The sequence below is a fragment of the Allobosea sp. 10L417 genome (assembly GCF_056395485.1).
Map to the genome: position 1 here is coordinate 23241 of NZ_JBFTJP010000016.1, position 14499 is coordinate 37739.

General features: G+C 65.7%; 12 protein-coding genes. 1 reads left to right on the forward strand and 11 read right to left on the reverse strand.

Annotated features, from left to right (window positions below):
* Window positions 1–12: 12 nt before the first annotated feature.
* Window positions 13–912 (forward strand): sigma-70 family RNA polymerase sigma factor, encoded by a 900-nt coding sequence (locus AC1DE3_RS26230; RefSeq protein ID WP_476852914.1) that lies wholly within the window; start codon window positions 13–15, stop codon window positions 910–912.
* 68 nt (window positions 913–980) lie between these two features.
* Here the strand turns inward: AC1DE3_RS26230 and AC1DE3_RS26235 are convergent, their stop codons facing one another.
* From AC1DE3_RS26235 to AC1DE3_RS26285, 11 genes are all read right to left on the reverse strand, one after another.
* Window positions 981–1541: a cysteine hydrolase family protein gene (locus AC1DE3_RS26235; RefSeq protein WP_476852915.1), complete on the reverse strand. Its 561-nt coding sequence runs from the start codon at window positions 1539–1541 to the stop codon at window positions 981–983.
* A gap of 64 nt (window positions 1542–1605) precedes the next feature.
* Window positions 1606–2553: a pyridoxal-phosphate dependent enzyme gene (locus AC1DE3_RS26240; protein ID WP_476852916.1), complete on the reverse strand. Its 948-nt coding sequence runs from the start codon at window positions 2551–2553 to the stop codon at window positions 1606–1608.
* Between the two features lie 12 nt (window positions 2554–2565).
* Window positions 2566–3642 carry a LacI family DNA-binding transcriptional regulator gene (locus AC1DE3_RS26245; protein ID WP_476852917.1) on the reverse strand — a complete coding sequence of 359 codons (1077 nt, stop codon included), beginning with the start codon at window positions 3640–3642 and terminating at the stop codon, window positions 2566–2568.
* Window positions 3635–4846: an alanine racemase gene (gene alr, locus AC1DE3_RS26250; RefSeq protein WP_476852918.1), complete on the reverse strand. Its 1212-nt coding sequence runs from the start codon at window positions 4844–4846 to the stop codon at window positions 3635–3637. The genes AC1DE3_RS26245 and alr overlap by 8 nt, the downstream gene beginning before the upstream one ends.
* Window positions 4843–6687, reverse strand: a complete 1845-nt coding sequence (locus AC1DE3_RS26255; RefSeq protein ID WP_476852919.1) for a hydantoinase B/oxoprolinase family protein — start codon at window positions 6685–6687, stop codon at window positions 4843–4845. The genes alr and AC1DE3_RS26255 overlap by 4 nt, the downstream gene beginning before the upstream one ends.
* Before the next feature lie 4 nt (window positions 6688–6691).
* The gene (locus tag AC1DE3_RS26260) at window positions 6692–8800 is read right to left on the reverse strand and encodes a hydantoinase/oxoprolinase family protein (protein WP_476852920.1); all 2109 of its coding nucleotides are present in this window, start codon (window positions 8798–8800) and stop codon (window positions 6692–6694) included.
* Window positions 8797–9786, reverse strand: coding sequence for an ABC transporter ATP-binding protein (locus AC1DE3_RS26265; RefSeq protein ID WP_476852921.1), 990 nt, complete (start codon window positions 9784–9786; stop codon window positions 8797–8799). The genes AC1DE3_RS26260 and AC1DE3_RS26265 overlap by 4 nt, the downstream gene beginning before the upstream one ends.
* A 1-nt stretch (window position 9787) precedes the next feature.
* Complete coding sequence (locus AC1DE3_RS26270) at window positions 9788–10738, reverse strand: ABC transporter ATP-binding protein (protein ID WP_476852922.1); 951 nt, start codon at window positions 10736–10738, stop codon at window positions 9788–9790.
* Window positions 10735–11700: an ABC transporter permease gene (locus tag AC1DE3_RS26275; RefSeq protein ID WP_476852923.1), complete on the reverse strand. Its 966-nt coding sequence runs from the start codon at window positions 11698–11700 to the stop codon at window positions 10735–10737. The genes AC1DE3_RS26270 and AC1DE3_RS26275 overlap by 4 nt, the downstream gene beginning before the upstream one ends.
* On the reverse strand, window positions 11693–12628 hold the full coding sequence (locus tag AC1DE3_RS26280) for an ABC transporter permease (protein WP_476852924.1): 936 nt from the start codon (window positions 12626–12628) through the stop codon (window positions 11693–11695). Before AC1DE3_RS26280 ends, AC1DE3_RS26275 begins: the two co-directional genes overlap by 8 nt.
* A gap of 10 nt (window positions 12629–12638) precedes the next feature.
* Window positions 12639–14207 carry an ABC transporter substrate-binding protein gene (locus AC1DE3_RS26285; protein WP_476852925.1) on the reverse strand — a complete coding sequence of 523 codons (1569 nt, stop codon included), beginning with the start codon at window positions 14205–14207 and terminating at the stop codon, window positions 12639–12641.
* Window positions 14208–14499: the final 292 nt, after the last annotated feature.

Consider the following 14499-nt stretch of genomic DNA (forward strand, 5'->3'; position numbering starts at 1 on the left):
GACGCATATGACGTGACCGCCGAAGGCAATGAAATGGACAGCGGGCTTCGCGCCTTCGAACGTGAGGCGTCGGCCCTGCGGCCAAGCTTGCATCGGTACTGCGCCCGCATGGTGGGGTCAGTGATCGATGGAGAGGACGTACTGCAGGAAGCGCTAGTCAAGGCCTACATAGCTATTAGGAACGGCGCGATGCCCGACCAGACCAAGCCTTGGCTATATCGAATCGCGCACAACTGCGCGATCGACCTGCTTCGTGGGCGTGCGCGATTGCGCGCTCACGAGGTGGAGGTCGAGATCGACGCCCTCGCGGCCCAAAGTTCGGAAATCGAAGCGCGTATTGCGACGCAAGCAAGCCTTGCGACCATAATGGAATTGCCGCCAGCCCAGCGGAGCGCCGTGGTTCTCAAGGATGTGTTAGGTCAAAGCCTCGAGGAGATTGGCCAGATCCTCGAAACCTCCGAGATCTCGGTCAAGGGCGCTTTGCAGCGCGGCCGAGAGACATTGCGGTGCCTCATCGCGCGTACCGATTCTGGCCCGCAGCAACAGGCGCTCGATCCAGGCAAGGTGAGCCGCCTACGAAGTTACGTCGCCGCTTTCAACGCGCACGATTTCGACAGCTTACGCGCCCTGCTAGCTGATGACGTCAAACTTGAATTGGTCAACCGGTTGCGGGCCGAGGGGAAAGACCATGTCGGCAATTATTTCGGTCGTTATGCCGCTGAGACCCATTGGCACTTTTCAGCCGGCCTCGTGGAAGACATCCCCGCTGTTCTAGTCACGAGTCCAGACAAGCCCGATGGCGCGCCGCGTTATTTCATCCTGATCGACTGGGATCGCGGCAAGGTTGCCGCGATCCGGGACTTCCTGTTCGCGGACTATGTCACGCACGACCTTGTGTATTTGCGACTGTAGTGGTCGGCGACGGCAAATTCAGACCGGCTGGCGGATAGGTAGCCGAGAAAGGGATTGGCAGAGCCATATTATGTCTCGCGCACCACCTCCGCGCGCCCGCCGAATCCTGAACGAAACAGAGCCTCGTGCGCGGCCTGATCAGGATCATAACAGCAGTCTTCGACCAGCCGCAGATCGTAATCTGCATCGCTGGCCCAAGCGACGCTCGAAAGAACAACGCCCGTTGTGCTTATCCCGGCCATGACGAGCGTGTTTACACCGCGTGTCCGCAGATCGGCGTCCAGCGACGTGCCATAAAACACACTGGCTCGCGGACATGCATAGAAGATGTCTCCACTTTCCACCGCCAGGCCTTCGACAGGCAGTCCGGTCCGAAATCGCCCGCTCGGGAGATAAGGGGTGATCTGGCGGTTGCTCGCCGGCGGTGCATGCTCATAGCCTGCGCCCAAGGAAAAATTCGGGAAGAACACAGGCCGGCCGGTCGAGCGCCAGCGCCGGATCAAGGCGTTGCAACGATCCAGCAGGGGCGATGGCTGCTCGCCGAACAGGATGTCGAACACATCCACCTGATAGTGCATGACGACGAGGGCTGCCCTCTCGAGGAAGCTGTCCTGGAAATCGACCGTCATCGCAATCATCCATCGCTAGATTTGAGCCAGGCCTCACACGTCGTACGCGCAGCTTGACCTGACCTCAGGACGCATTCGTTGAAGGAAGGCTGCGACGCCATGCCGTCAACTGCTCCACGCTCGCGAGCGCCCCACCACACACGATGACCAGGATGTTCTGGAAATCGGCGAGTTCGGCCACCTGCTCGTAGATCGCAGCGATGCTTGCCCCGCAGGCCGGCTCGACGAGAATGCGATGATCGTCGAGGAAACGCAGGCAGGCATCCACCGCCTGAAGATCCGACACCACGGCGCAGCCGATGCGATGCTTCGACAGCAGGGCGAACGCATGCTCCGCGACTTGGCGGGCGCCGAGCGAGGTCGCGATGCTGTCGATCGCCGGCAGGACAATGCGTTCCTTGCGGGCAACCGATTGGGCAAGGCACGAGGCACCGGTCGTCCCCATGGCCAGAACGGGGGTCGTCAGCTCGTGGCGCTGCAGGCCTTTGACGACGCCGCTGAGCAATCCTCCGCCGCCGACGGAGAGAACGACGAGGTCAGGCCGCACGCCATCCTCGACCACCTCGTCGATGATCGTCGAATGCCCTGACCAGACCACCGGGTCGTCGAAAGGGTGGATGAACGCATCGCCGTCTCCCAGCATCGCGAGCGTGTGCTCGTTCGCCTCCTGCCAGGAGGCGCCATGCACAAGGATTTCGGCATCCATGTCGGAGATGAGGCGCCGCGCCCTTGCCGGTGTCGTCTCGGGAACGACCACCGTGACCGGGATGCCAAGCTCGCGCCCGGCATAGGCGGCGGCGATCCCGGCGTTGCCCCCGGAGGAGCTGACGAAGCGTTTGGCGTGCCGTGCATGGTGCTGACACGCAAGGCCGATGCCGCGGAGCTTGAACGATCCCGTGGGCTGGAGAGATTCAAGCTTCAGCCAGACCTTGCGGCCGCTCGCGCGGGAGAGAGCCAGTGAGTAGCAGGTAGGCGTTCTGACATGGAGGGGCACCACGGTCTTCTCCATCATGAGCGATCGGGCTCACACGCGCCCCTGGCGGCCCGAGCCATTCTCGCCACCCGTGCCCAAAGGAGCGGTGGAACGCCGGACCTTGAGCTGCATCCCGACGGTGAGACGCTCCGGCACGGTCTCGGGCTGCTTGTCGGACATTTTCTTCAGCAGGAGATTGGCTGCGAGCTGCGCCACTTTCGTGCCATTGCCGCGTACCGCCGTGATCGAGGGCGTCATGACTTCCAGGATGCTGGCGTCACCGATCGAGACGATCGACAGGTCGCGCGGCAGCATCAGGCCGCGCCTCGCGCAGAAGCGCAGGATCCCGGGGATCTCGTCGATATTGGCGATGATGGCCGTGATCGGCCGTTCCCGGCGGCATAACGCCTCCAGTTCGCGCATCTTGAACAGACCGACCTCGAAGACGAGACCTGCCGCCGCCTCAAGCCCGTGGTCTGCGAACGCGGCATCGAAGCCCGCCTTTTGTTCCCGGCCGACCCATGTGTCGAGATGACCGGCGACGAGCGCGATCTCGCGGTGTCCCAGTTCGAGGAGATGAGCGGTCGCGCTGCGGGCGCCGTCCCGATGCTTGGTCAGAACGGTATCGAAGCCGCCGCTCGGGCTGCGTTCCCACAGCACCATCGGGATGTGGATCGCGGCGAGCCGCTGCGCCACATCCGGGTCGTTGTCGCGATTGACGGTCAAAAGCATGCCGTCGACGACGCGGTTCTGCATCAACGATAAAATCTCGGCCTCGCGCCCGTTGTCGAAATGGGTGCTCGCGACAATCAGCGTGTAGCCGGCCCGGCCGAGCGTCCTCTCCGCCGCTGCGATCATTTCGGCCGCGATCGGCTGCCGGATATCCGTGACGAGGCAGCCCACGGCGTAGCTCTTGCCGAGCCGCATGGAGCGGGCCACGGAGTTGGGACGATAGCCGAGCTCCTGAACGGCCCGGAAGACCTGGTCGCGCAACTGGGGCGCGACATTCTCGTTTCCGTTGAGGACGCGCGAGACGGTGCCGAGGCCGACCCCGGCCCGGCTGGCGACATCCTTGATCGTGACGGTCCTGGGCTCGCTCGTCGCTTGCCCCGCCCTTTCCTCACTCACCCGGACCGCCCCTCTCCTGCGCCTCATCGACATACACATGTGGCAAGCACCGTGCGAGCCGGGGAACCAGTTCGATGACGGGAATGCCGATTGCCCTGGCGAGATCGTGCATCGAGATTTCCTCGGTTCCCTGCCGGCCGAGGACGACAACCTCGTCACCGAGTGCGACATCGCCGAGCGCAGTCACATCGAGGACCGAATGCTGGAAGGTCCGGCGGCCCAGCACAGGACAGCGCCGGCCGCGGATCAGAACTTCGCCCAGTGGCGGGATATGGTTCAGCCCGTCCCAGAAGCCGATGGGCGCGACTGCGGTGCGCATGCCGTGCGCGATGGCGATCGGCGCGCCATAGCCTATGCCGAGCACGGTGCCGGGAGGGTGCTCCTGGATCTGGATGATTCGGGATTTCACGGCCTTGAGCAAAGGCGAGAGAGCGCCGATCTCCATCCAGTTCTCGTCGAGCCCTCCGCCATAGATCAGCCGCCCGGGATCGACCGCATTGAAGAGCATGTCGGGATAGGCCAGCACCACACGGCTCGATGCGAGCATGAGGGTGAGATCGTCATGGCCGGCTGCGGCGGCATCGGCCGCCGCCTGCCGGAAGAGTGCGGCTTGATCCCTGCTCGTTGCGGGATCGTCCGGCGCGCTCAAATGCGAGTACAGGCCCCGAACCGCGACATGACCAGCTGCGCGAAGGCGCTGCAGCACGCCCGGCCATTGCTCGCGGCGCAAACCATAGCGGCCGAGACCGCAATCGACCTCGACGAAGACCTCGATCGCTTCGCCCGCGGCGATCACCGCCTCCGCATCGGCGATGCTCTGCACCGTCACCGTGGCACCGAGCCGCGCCGCGGCCGGCAGGTCGGCCGGGATGGTGGAGGCGAACAGCAGGACCGGGAGCGTCGTCCCGGTGCTGCGGATCGAAACGACCTCATCCGGGCTGCCTGCGCAGAAGCCATCGACACCCGCCCGTTCCCCAGCCTTCGCGACCGCGGCGGCTCCGAAGCCGAAACCGTCGCCCTTGCAGACGAAATAGATGCGGACATCCGGGCCGACCCGTTTGCGCGTCGCGGCTACATTCCGGCTCAGCGCGCCAAAATCGAGCTCCGCCCAGCTCGGGCGTAGCAAGCGAGCGCGATCGTGCCGGAGGCAGTCCGTCCGCGTCTGGGCGGGATCGTAACCCGCCAATGCTGCATGCACGGTCATGCCGCCTCTCCTTTTCGTTCGGTGTTCGAGGCCACGCTCCGATTGCGGTCCATGAACAGACGAAGTTGGGCGGCAGCCAGCCCGGAAGGATCGGCGGCCAGGCGATCGCGGCGGGCCTTAGTCGCGCTGGGATCCACGCGGCCATCCGCACCGATCACGACGCCATAGACATCGCGCGCAAATGCCTCGGTGAAGCGCCCGTCACGTACATCGGCCGCCACATGCGCCGGATCGCGCTCCAGCGGGTCGCCATTGCCGCCGCCGCCGGGCGCGACATGCGTGAAGAGATCGCCCTCGTGCAGCGCAAGCGTCCGCATCGGCATCACCGGCAGGAGATCGGCCTTGCCATCGTGATCGAGAACATTGAGGGACGGCGATCCCGGGCACCCGCCGAACAGCCCCGGTGGCAGATGCGCGCGGCGGTCCGAGCGGACAGTGAGGGCCGCAGTCTTCCCAAGGATGCGATAGGACCGCGTGATCGCCATGCCACCGCGGCGTCGCCCAGCACCACCCGAATTGGCAACCAGGCCATAGCTCTCGATCCGCAGCGGATAGCGCGCCTCGATCAGCTCCACGGGCATGTTCGACAGGTTGGCGCCGGGGTTGGCGATCCCATCGACGCCATCCTTGGTGGCACGGCCGCCCCAGCTTCCGAGGATTCCGTCCGTGATCAGCCAGGCCTTGCCGTCATGGACGCCGCTCAGCGAGATCGCCGAAGGGCCGCCCTCGCCGGCGGCCGGCATCCGGTCGGGCACGATCTGGGCGAAGGCATTGAACAGCACGTCGAGCATCCGATAGGCCATGACGCCGCGCGCAGCGCAGGCGGCTGGCGGACGCGGATTGACGATGGTGCCGAGCGGCGCCACGACCCGAACCGGGCGGGCATAGCCCTCGCAGTTCGGCACCGCCGCCTGAACGGCACAGCGCAATGCAGCATAGGCGACCGAATAGGTGATCGCGACCGGCCCATTGATGGCGCCCGGCACCTCCCCGCTGGTTCCGGTCCAGTCGATCTCGATCTCGTCGCTGGCGACCGTGATCGCGACCTTGAACCGGATCGGCCCGCCCACCTCGCCGAGGCCATCGATGAAATCCTCCGCCTCGTAGACGCCATCCGGCATGGCGCGGATTTCGTCGCGGACGAGCCGCTCGGCATAGTCGTGCAGCTCGGCCAGCATACCGCGCATCGGCAGCACGCCGTATTTCGCAAGCACCTTGCCGAACCCCCGTTCCGCCGCGGCGCAGGCGGCGACCTGAGCCCGCAGATCGCCCAGGACCTGCTCCGGAATGCGCGAGTTCACCTCCAGGAAGGCGAGAAGGTTCTCGTCCATCCGGTCTTCGCGCATCGCCCTGATCAGCGGGATGCGGAGACCCTCCTGGTATATCTCTGTCGCATGGAGCGCCATGCTGCCCGGCGCCATGCCGCCGAGGTCGGTATGGTGGACGAGGCTGGCGACGAAGCCCTCGACCTCGCCATTATGGAAGACCGGCTTGACCAGATAGACATCCGGCAGGTGCATGCCGCCGGCACCATAGGGATCGTTGGTGATGTAGCCGTCGCCCGGCTGCATCGTCCCCCCGAAGCGCTTGATAATGTTCGCCATCACGCTCGGGAACGAGCCAAGATGTACGGGGTTGGTCAGGCCCTGCGCGATAATGAGCCCGTCCCGGTCGCAGAGCGCCGTGGAATAATCCATCGAGTCCCGGACGATCGGCGAATAGGCGCTGCGCAGGATGACCAGCGCCATCTCGTCGGCGATCGAGGCAAGGGCGTTCTTGACGATTTCCAGCGTCACCGGATCGGAGCGCGTCCGATCGGGAACAGAATTCGTGGCAAGCATGGCGTTACCTTTCGGAGGCTGTGAGCACGAGGTTGCCCAGTTCGTCCAAACCCGCGGTCCAGCCGGGCGGCACGACGCAGGTGGCGTCGTATTCCTCGACGATCAGCGGGCTCAGGCGGTCGCCGGCGGCGAGTTCTCCGCGGGTGATGACCGGCGTCGGCAGGTGGCCCCATTCCGCGCCGAACCAGCAGGTCCGCGCTGTCTGGGCACTGGGCGATGCCGCAAGCGGCTGAGGTGCCGACGGCCGGTAGGCCGTTGTGCTCTCGCCCTGAGGACGACCGGTGACGCGGATGTTGACGATTTCGAGCGGATCGTTTGCCGAGGCGTGGCCGTAGGTCAGCTCATGCTCGCGATGGAAGGCCTGGCTCGTCGCCGCGATGTCGATCGCCCCGTCCGCATGGCGGGCGACCGCGATTGTCAGCTCATAGGCCTGCCCGGCGTAACGCAGGTCGGCGAGCCGGTCGATCTCGATGTCGTCCCTCGCGAAGCCGTCCGCCTCCAGGCCGGAGACCATGCTTGTCTCGAGCTTGCGGTACGCCAGATCGAGCTCGTCGGAATCGACCCCGTCCAGGGCGCAGAAATAGGTCTGCATCAGGTCGTGCTCGGTGTTCGAATAGAGCAGCCCGAGCGCGCTGAAGACGCCGGGATGGGACGGGACGACCACGCGCTTCATGTCGAGGAGACGGGCTATCTCCGCCGCCACGGCCGGGCCGTTGCCGCCGAATGCGAACAGAGTGAAGTCGCGCGGATCGCGCCCGCGATAGGTCGAGACGGCCTTGACGGCGCGCATCATCGTCGATGCTGCGATGGCGTAGACGCCATGCGCCGCGGCCTGGAGGTCGAGACCCGTCGGTGCGCAGACCTGCTCGCTGAGTGCCTGCCGGGAGCGCTCAGCATCAAGGCGCACGGCGCCGCCGGCGATATATTCCGGATTGATGTAGCCGAGCATGACGAGCGCATCGGTCAGCGTCGGCCGGGATCCACCCGTCCCGTAGCAGGCCGGACCTGGAACGGCGCCGGCGCTGTCGGGACCGACCTGGATCAGACCGCCGGCATCGACGCGGATGATGCTGCCGCCGCCGGCCCCGATCTCCGAGACGTCGATGAACGGCAGCTTCACCGCATGTCCGCCGCCCTTGATCAGCTTGCTCGAGATGTTGATCCCGGCTCCGACCTCGTATTCCGTGGTGCGCGCGGGCTGGCCCTGCTCGATGATGGCGGCTTTGGCCGTGGTGCCGCCCATGTCGATGGTAATGATGTCGCGGGAGCTGCCGGCCGCGCCAATGCGAGCCGCCGCGATGACCCCGGCAGCCGGGCCGGATTCGATGATGCAGGCCGGCTTCTCGCTCGCTGCTAGCGCGCTCATGACACCGCCACTGGATTGCATCACCTGCAGGGGGGCGTGAATGCCGGCTTCCTTCAGCCTGGTCGTCAGCGCCCGCAGATAGGAGCGCACGACCGGCCCGAGATAGGCGTTGACCACCACCGTGCTGGTCCGCTCGTATTCGCGGATCTCCGGCAGGACATCGCTGGAACAGCTGACGAAGACATCCGTGCCGAGGATCTCGGTCAGGATCTCGCAGGTCAGCCGCTCGTGTTGCGGATTGGCATAGGCGTGCAGGAAGCTCACCGCGACGGCGCGCGTGCCCTCCGCCGCGATGCGGCGTGCCACCTCGGCCACTGCTTTCTCGTCGAGCGGCTGGACGACCTCGCCATGCGCCCCGATGCGCTCGGGAATCTCGTAGCGCCTGTGGCGCGGCACGAGCGGCGTCGGCTTCTCATAGTTGAGGTTGTAGAGCTCGGGCATGCGCAGCCGGCCGAGCTCCAGTACGTCCCGGAAGCCGCGCGTCGTCAGCAGCGCGGTCGTGGCGCCCTTGCCTTCCAGTATGGCGTTGGTCGCCACGGTCGTGGCGTGCACGACCTCCTCGATCTCGCCAACTTTGCCGCCGATGCGCTCGAGCAGTGCCAGGATGCCGTCGACGATGCCGCGGCTGTAGTCGTCCGGCGTCGACGGGTGCTTGAAGGAATGAACCGTCTCCCCGTTTTCGAGGAATGTGATGTCGGTGAAGGTGCCGCCGATGTCGGCGCCCACGCGAAACGAGCGCGTTGTCATGGGTTGGTCTCCGTGATGATGGGCCGAGCTGGCGCGCGATGGCAGGCGATGAGCTGATCGCCGAGGACGACCTCGGGCGGTTCGGCTTGCGCGCAGATCGGAAGCCGGTTGCTGCAACGGGGTTCGAACGGGCAACCGCCATGGCGGGCGGCCTCGGAGAGCGCCGGTTCGGCCGGACGACCGCGCCCGGCGAGCCCGCGCGGGATGGCGGCGACCAGGCGCTGCGTATAGGGATGCGCCGGTTCCGCCAGGATCTGCGCGGCAGGCCCTGTCTCGACGATACGTCCGGCGTACATGACCAGCACGCGGTCGCAGAACGCCCCGACGAGCCCGAGATCGTGGCTGATAATGACCAATGTCAGCTGCCGGTCGCGATGCAGCTGCTGCAGCAGCGCGACGATCTCGCTCTGGACGGAAACGTCGAGCGCCGATGTCGGCTCGTCGGCGATCAGCACCTCCGGCTGGCGTGCAAGAGCCCGGGCGATGCCGATGCGCTGCTTCTGCCCGCCCGATAATTGATGCGGCAGCCGGTCGAGCAGCTCCGGCCCGAGGCTGACCTGCGCCAGCAGGGCATTGAGCGCGCCCGGCGCAGGCTGCTGCGGGAAGGCTTCTCTCAAGCTGCGCGCAACGGTCTTGCGCGGGTTCAGCGCCGTGTGAGCGCCCTGAAAGACGAACTGGACGCGGTTTCGGAAACGCTGCCAGTCCGCTGCCGAAAATGAGGACAGATCGCGCCCCTCGAACAGAACCCCGCCGCTGCTCGGACGGTCGAGGCCGACGAGGAGCCGCGCGAGCGTCGACTTTCCGCTGCCGCTTTCGCCGACGATGCCGAGGACGTCGCCGGCCCGCACCTCCAGGCTCGCGCCGAGAAGGGCGGACGTCGTGCGGCGGTCGAACAAGCGCGCCAGCGGCGAATGCGCGACCGGGTAACGCCGACCAACGCCCGCGGCGGCAAGAAGTGGCGATGGGAAGCTCTCTGCCCGCGTCATCTCAGGCACTCCGCCAGCAGGCGCACAAATGCGAGCCTTTGCCCTGCAACGCGGGCCGCACGCCGCACTCCACATCCGCCAGGGAGCAGCGGGGAAAGTAGTCGCAAGCCCCTTCGCCAGGGCTTTCCTGCAAGCGGCCGAGCACTGCTGCTCGCAGCGGGCGGCCGGGTCGCGGGACGGCGTCGAGCAGGAGGCGCGTATAGGGATGCTGGGGCGAGCTGAAGATCGCTTCCGCGCTGCCGGATTCCACGATCCGGCCGCGATACATCACTGCGATCCGGTCGCAGAACTCGGCAACGAGATCGAGATTGTGCGAGATGAACAGCAGCGCGATCCCGAAGCTGGCGCAGATGTCCCGCAGCAGCGCGACCACCTGCGCCTGAACGGTGACGTCGAGCGCCGTCGTGGGCTCGTCCGCGATCAGCAGGCGCGGCCGGCAGGCGATGGCCATCGCGATCAGGACGCGCTGGCGCATGCCGCCGCTGAGTTCGTGGGGATATTGACCGCACCGGCGGTGCGGATCATCGATACCGACCTTGGCGAGGAGCTGCTCGGCTTGCGACCATGCCGCCTTGCGGCCAGGGTCGTCATGGCTGCGAATGGTGTCCACGAGCTGCCGGCCGACGGTGAAGGCCGGATTGAGCGCGGTCATCGGGTCCTGGAAGATCATGGCCACCTTGCGGCCGCGCAGCTCGCGGCAGGCGCTTTCCGGCAGGCTGGTGATGTCCTCGCCGTCGAGGCGCATCGCGCCGCCGACGATCCGCCCGGCGCGCCCGAGCTGGTGCATGACGGCAAGCGCCGTGACGCTCTTGCCCGAACCGGACTCGCCGACGATCGCCAGCTTTTCGCCGGGCATGACCTGAAGCGTCACGCCGTGGACGACCTTGCGGGCCGCGATCTCGGGACCGAAGGCGATCGACAGATCGGTGAGGGACAGTGCGGGAGCAGTCATAGCGCCGGCCCTCCGTCGCGCCGCCGGGGATCGAGCACCGTGCGGAGCGCATCGCCGACCAGATTGAAGCCGATCACGGCCAGGAAGATCGCCACGCCCGGCCAGGTCGCGACCCACCATTCGTCCGAAAAGGCGAGCGAGCGCGCATCCGCCAGCATGCCGCCCCAGCTCGGTGTCGGCGGCTGCACGCCGAGGCCGATGAAGCTCAGCGACGCCTCGATGATGATGCCGATGCCGATCAGCACGCTTGCCTGCACGAAGATCGGCGAGAGGATGTTGGGCAGGATGTCGCTGGTCATGATCGACCACGCCCGCGCGCCCTGCAGGCGCCGCGCTGCCACATAGTCCGCCTTGGCCTCGGCCAGGGCCAGGCCATGGGCGACACGCGCCAGCCCGGGAATGAAGAGCAGCCCGACGAGCAGGACGATCTTGGCTTCGTTCGGAAGCAGCAGTGGTCCCAGCTGCACCGGCCCGGTGCCGAAGATGCCGACGATAGCGATGGCCCAGACGAGCAGCGGGATCGCAGCGAAAATGTCCATCAGGCCCAGCAGGACACTCTCGACCAGCGTTCCGCTGTAATAGCCGGACAGGATCCCGATCAGGAGGCCGCCCGAGAGGCCGATCACGACGGTCAGCACGCCGATCATCAGGGAACTCCGGGCGCCCCAGACGAGGCGCGCGAGGATGTCGCGCCCCATCTCGTCCGTGCCGAGGAGGAACGATCCGCCCGGAGGCTCCAGCCGGTGCTCCATCATCAGGTCGAGCGGATCATGCAGCGGGAGCCAGGGCGCCAAGAGCGCGACCAGGCTGAGCGAGCCGACGATCACCAGGCCGACAAGGCCAATCGGGGTCCCGGCAAGCCGACCCAGGAGGCTGACAAGCCCGGAAAGCGGATGCGGACGCCGTGCTCTGGCGGCCTCAGCCGCAGATGCAGTGTCCGGGGAGCGAATGACGTCAAGCATGTCGCAGCCGCGGGTTGATCAGCCTCTGGATGAGGTCGGCCACGAGGTTCGAGACGATGAACATCGCCGTGACGACCAGGACGGTGGCCTGGATCATCGGGTAGTCGCGCTGGGTGATCGCGGTCAGCAGCGCCCGTGACAGGCCGGGTATGTTGAAGACCAGCTCGATGATGATCGCCCAGCCGAACATGTAGCCGAACGACATGCCGGCGACGCTGACGAAGGGCGGCAGCGCGTTCTTGACCACGTAGCGGGCCACCAGCCCCCGGCTCAAGCCGAGCGAATGCGCGGTGCGGACATAGTCCTGTCCCAGGACTTCGATGACGGCGGCGCGCATCAGGCGGCTGAGCGCACCGATATAGTAGAGGGCGATCGATAGGGCCGGCAGCACCAGGGAGGCGAGATGGGCGTGCCAGCCTTCGGCGAGCGGCGTGATCCCGATGGGCGGCACCCAGTCCAGCTTGACCGCGAAGACGCGGATCAGGATCAGGGCAAGCCAGAAGCCCGGAACCGACACGGCCATCAGGGACAGCATGCGGATCAGATGGTCCGGCCAGCGATCTTCGGTCAGAGCAGCGATGAGACCGAGCGGGATCGCGCCGGCCAAAGTCAGCAGAAAGGTGATCACCACCAGCTCGACCGTCACGGGCAAGCTCTCGAGCAGCTCCAGATCGATCGAGCGGCCGGTGATGTAGGACGTCCCGAACCCTGACCGGGGAAGCTGTGCAACCCAGGCCGCATATTGCGCGGGCAGGCTGCGATCGAGGCCGCGATCATGCTCGAACGCCTGGATCTGCTCGGTGGTGGCATCGGCGCCGAGCACGATCCGCGCCGGCGACAATGGCGTCAGTCGTGTCAACGCGAACAGCAGAGCGCTGACCACGGCGAGCACCACAAGACTGCTGGCTATTCGACCTGCGAACCACATCGATCTCGCCTCAGCGGGGGTCGGTCACGGCTACGTCGGTCAGGCGGAGCGTGATCCCCGTATTGGGCTCGAATCCCTGCACATTAGTCCGCCAGAGGTTGAAGCTGTGGATCGCGCCGATCCAAGTCGAGGGCGAGTCCTCTGCCAGGATCGCCTGCATCTCGGCGAGGATCGGCCCGAGCGATGGCTCGTCGTCGACGCGGAAGCTGTCGGACAGGAGGGTGTTGAGCCGCTCGCTGCTATAGCCGGAGCTGCGCGTCATCACCTGGTTCGGCGTATAGATGCCCTGGATGATGAAGGTCGGATCGGACGGCCCGATCACCGCCATCAGCACCGAGGTCTGGTTGCCGGCGAAGACCTGCTCGATGAGCTGGCCGGTCTCGAGCGGCTGGAGCTTCACCTTGATCCCGAGCCGCGCCAGCGAGGCCTGGATGAACAGGGCCGCGTCGCCGACATCCAGCAGGTAGCCTTGCGAGGAATAGAGCAGCTCGAATTCGGCGCCGGAGGCATAGCGGGATTTGGCGAGATAGACTTTCGCCTTGTCGAGATTGAAAGCCAGCGCCTCAGCGGCCTTGGCGTTGTACCACCAGGCCGAGGCCGGTGCCGGCACCGCCGAGGGCTCGACCAAGCCGTTGAAGATCTTCTCGGCGATGGTCTTGCGATCGGTCGCCAGCGACACCGCCTTGCGAAAATTGGGGTCGTCGAACGGCGGTTTGCGGGTGTTGTGGATCATCAGCATCATGCTGCCGAGGGCCGGGCGGCTGCCCCCGGCGAGACCCTGCGCCTTGGCCTGCTTCAGGCGAACATAATCGCGCACTGGCGGCGCACCGATGATGTGCACCGATTTCGACAGCAAGGCAGCGATACGCGCGGCCTCCTCGGAGACGATCCGCACGCGCAGCCGGTCCCAGCCCACATTGTCCTTGCGCCAGTAATTCGGGTTGCGGCGGAATTCGACGACGTCGTTGGAGCGGGCCGAGACGAAGATGCCGGGGCCCGTTCCAAGCCCCTCGGGCTTCTGCTGGAAGACCTCGTTACCGTATTTCTCGCGGCTTCCCGCCGGAAAGACCCCCATATATTTGGTCATGTAGTCGAGGAAGGGTCGGAAAGGCGTCTTCAGCTTGAAGCGCACCTTGTAGCGATCCAGGACATCGACGGATTCGATATTGGTCCAGACCGAGCGGCGGAGCGCCTTGTGGGCCGGATCGAGAATATAATCGTAGCTGTATTTCACGTCCTCCGCAGTGAACGGCTGGCCGTTCTGGAACGTCACGTCTTCGCGTAGCTCGAAGTCATATTCGGTTCGATCCGCGGAGATTGTCGGCATCGCCTTGGCGAGCATGGGCCGCCGACGACCTTCGCCATCAATCTCGATGAGGTTCTCGAAAATCAGCTGATTGACCACCATGGCATCGTGATTGCCCTGGTTGATCGGGTCGAATGTCGAGGGATTCGACGGGATCGCGACGACCAGGGAACGCTCGTCGGCCGCCCACACGGGAAACGGCAGACCGAGCCCTCCGATGGCGGCTGCCCCGCCCTGGAGGAAAGCACGACGATCGCGAGAATTGAAACTCATGGAGATCTCCATGGAAACGTTTCCAAGGTGATTGGAAACGTTTCACCATACGAATTTTTTGTCAAGACGGAGTGACTTGTGAATCTATCTGCTGGCCACTATCGCGACGCGCCGCCTCCGCACATGCAGACACGCCGTAATTGGACGCAGCTGATTTCGTCGGCGTCCACGAGTTGCTACAGGGTTAAGTTGGGGCGGCAACCAAAGGCGCCGCCGAAAGCAAGACCATCGGATCGATCCAAGCAGATGGCCGACCCTCATCCGGACTTGCCGCATATCGGCCCATGGCGAT

Bases quoted from the DNA above. Each gene is read 5' to 3' on its own strand.
- AC1DE3_RS26285 (WP_476852925.1), bottom strand. From the start codon at position 14,207: ATGAGTTTCAATTCTCGCGATCGTCGTGCTTTCCTCCAGGGCGGGGCA.
- AC1DE3_RS26235 (WP_476852915.1), bottom strand. From the start codon at position 1,541: ATGACGGTCGATTTCCAGGACAGCTTCCTCGAGAGGGCAGCCCTCGTC.
- AC1DE3_RS26255 (WP_476852919.1), bottom strand. From the start codon at position 6,687: ATGCTTGCCACGAATTCTGTTCCCGATCGGACGCGCTCCGATCCGGTG.
- AC1DE3_RS26275 (WP_476852923.1), bottom strand. From the start codon at position 11,700: ATGCTTGACGTCATTCGCTCCCCGGACACTGCATCTGCGGCTGAGGCC.
- AC1DE3_RS26260 (WP_476852920.1), bottom strand. From the start codon at position 8,800: ATGACAACGCGCTCGTTTCGCGTGGGCGCCGACATCGGCGGCACCTTC.
- AC1DE3_RS26240 (WP_476852916.1), bottom strand. From the start codon at position 2,553: ATGATGGAGAAGACCGTGGTGCCCCTCCATGTCAGAACGCCTACCTGC.
- AC1DE3_RS26265 (WP_476852921.1), bottom strand. From the start codon at position 9,786: ATGACGCGGGCAGAGAGCTTCCCATCGCCACTTCTTGCCGCCGCGGGC.
- AC1DE3_RS26270 (WP_476852922.1), bottom strand. From the start codon at position 10,738: ATGACTGCTCCCGCACTGTCCCTCACCGATCTGTCGATCGCCTTCGGT.
- alr (WP_476852918.1), bottom strand. From the start codon at position 4,846: ATGACCGTGCATGCAGCATTGGCGGGTTACGATCCCGCCCAGACGCGG.
- AC1DE3_RS26280 (WP_476852924.1), bottom strand. From the start codon at position 12,628: ATGTGGTTCGCAGGTCGAATAGCCAGCAGTCTTGTGGTGCTCGCCGTG.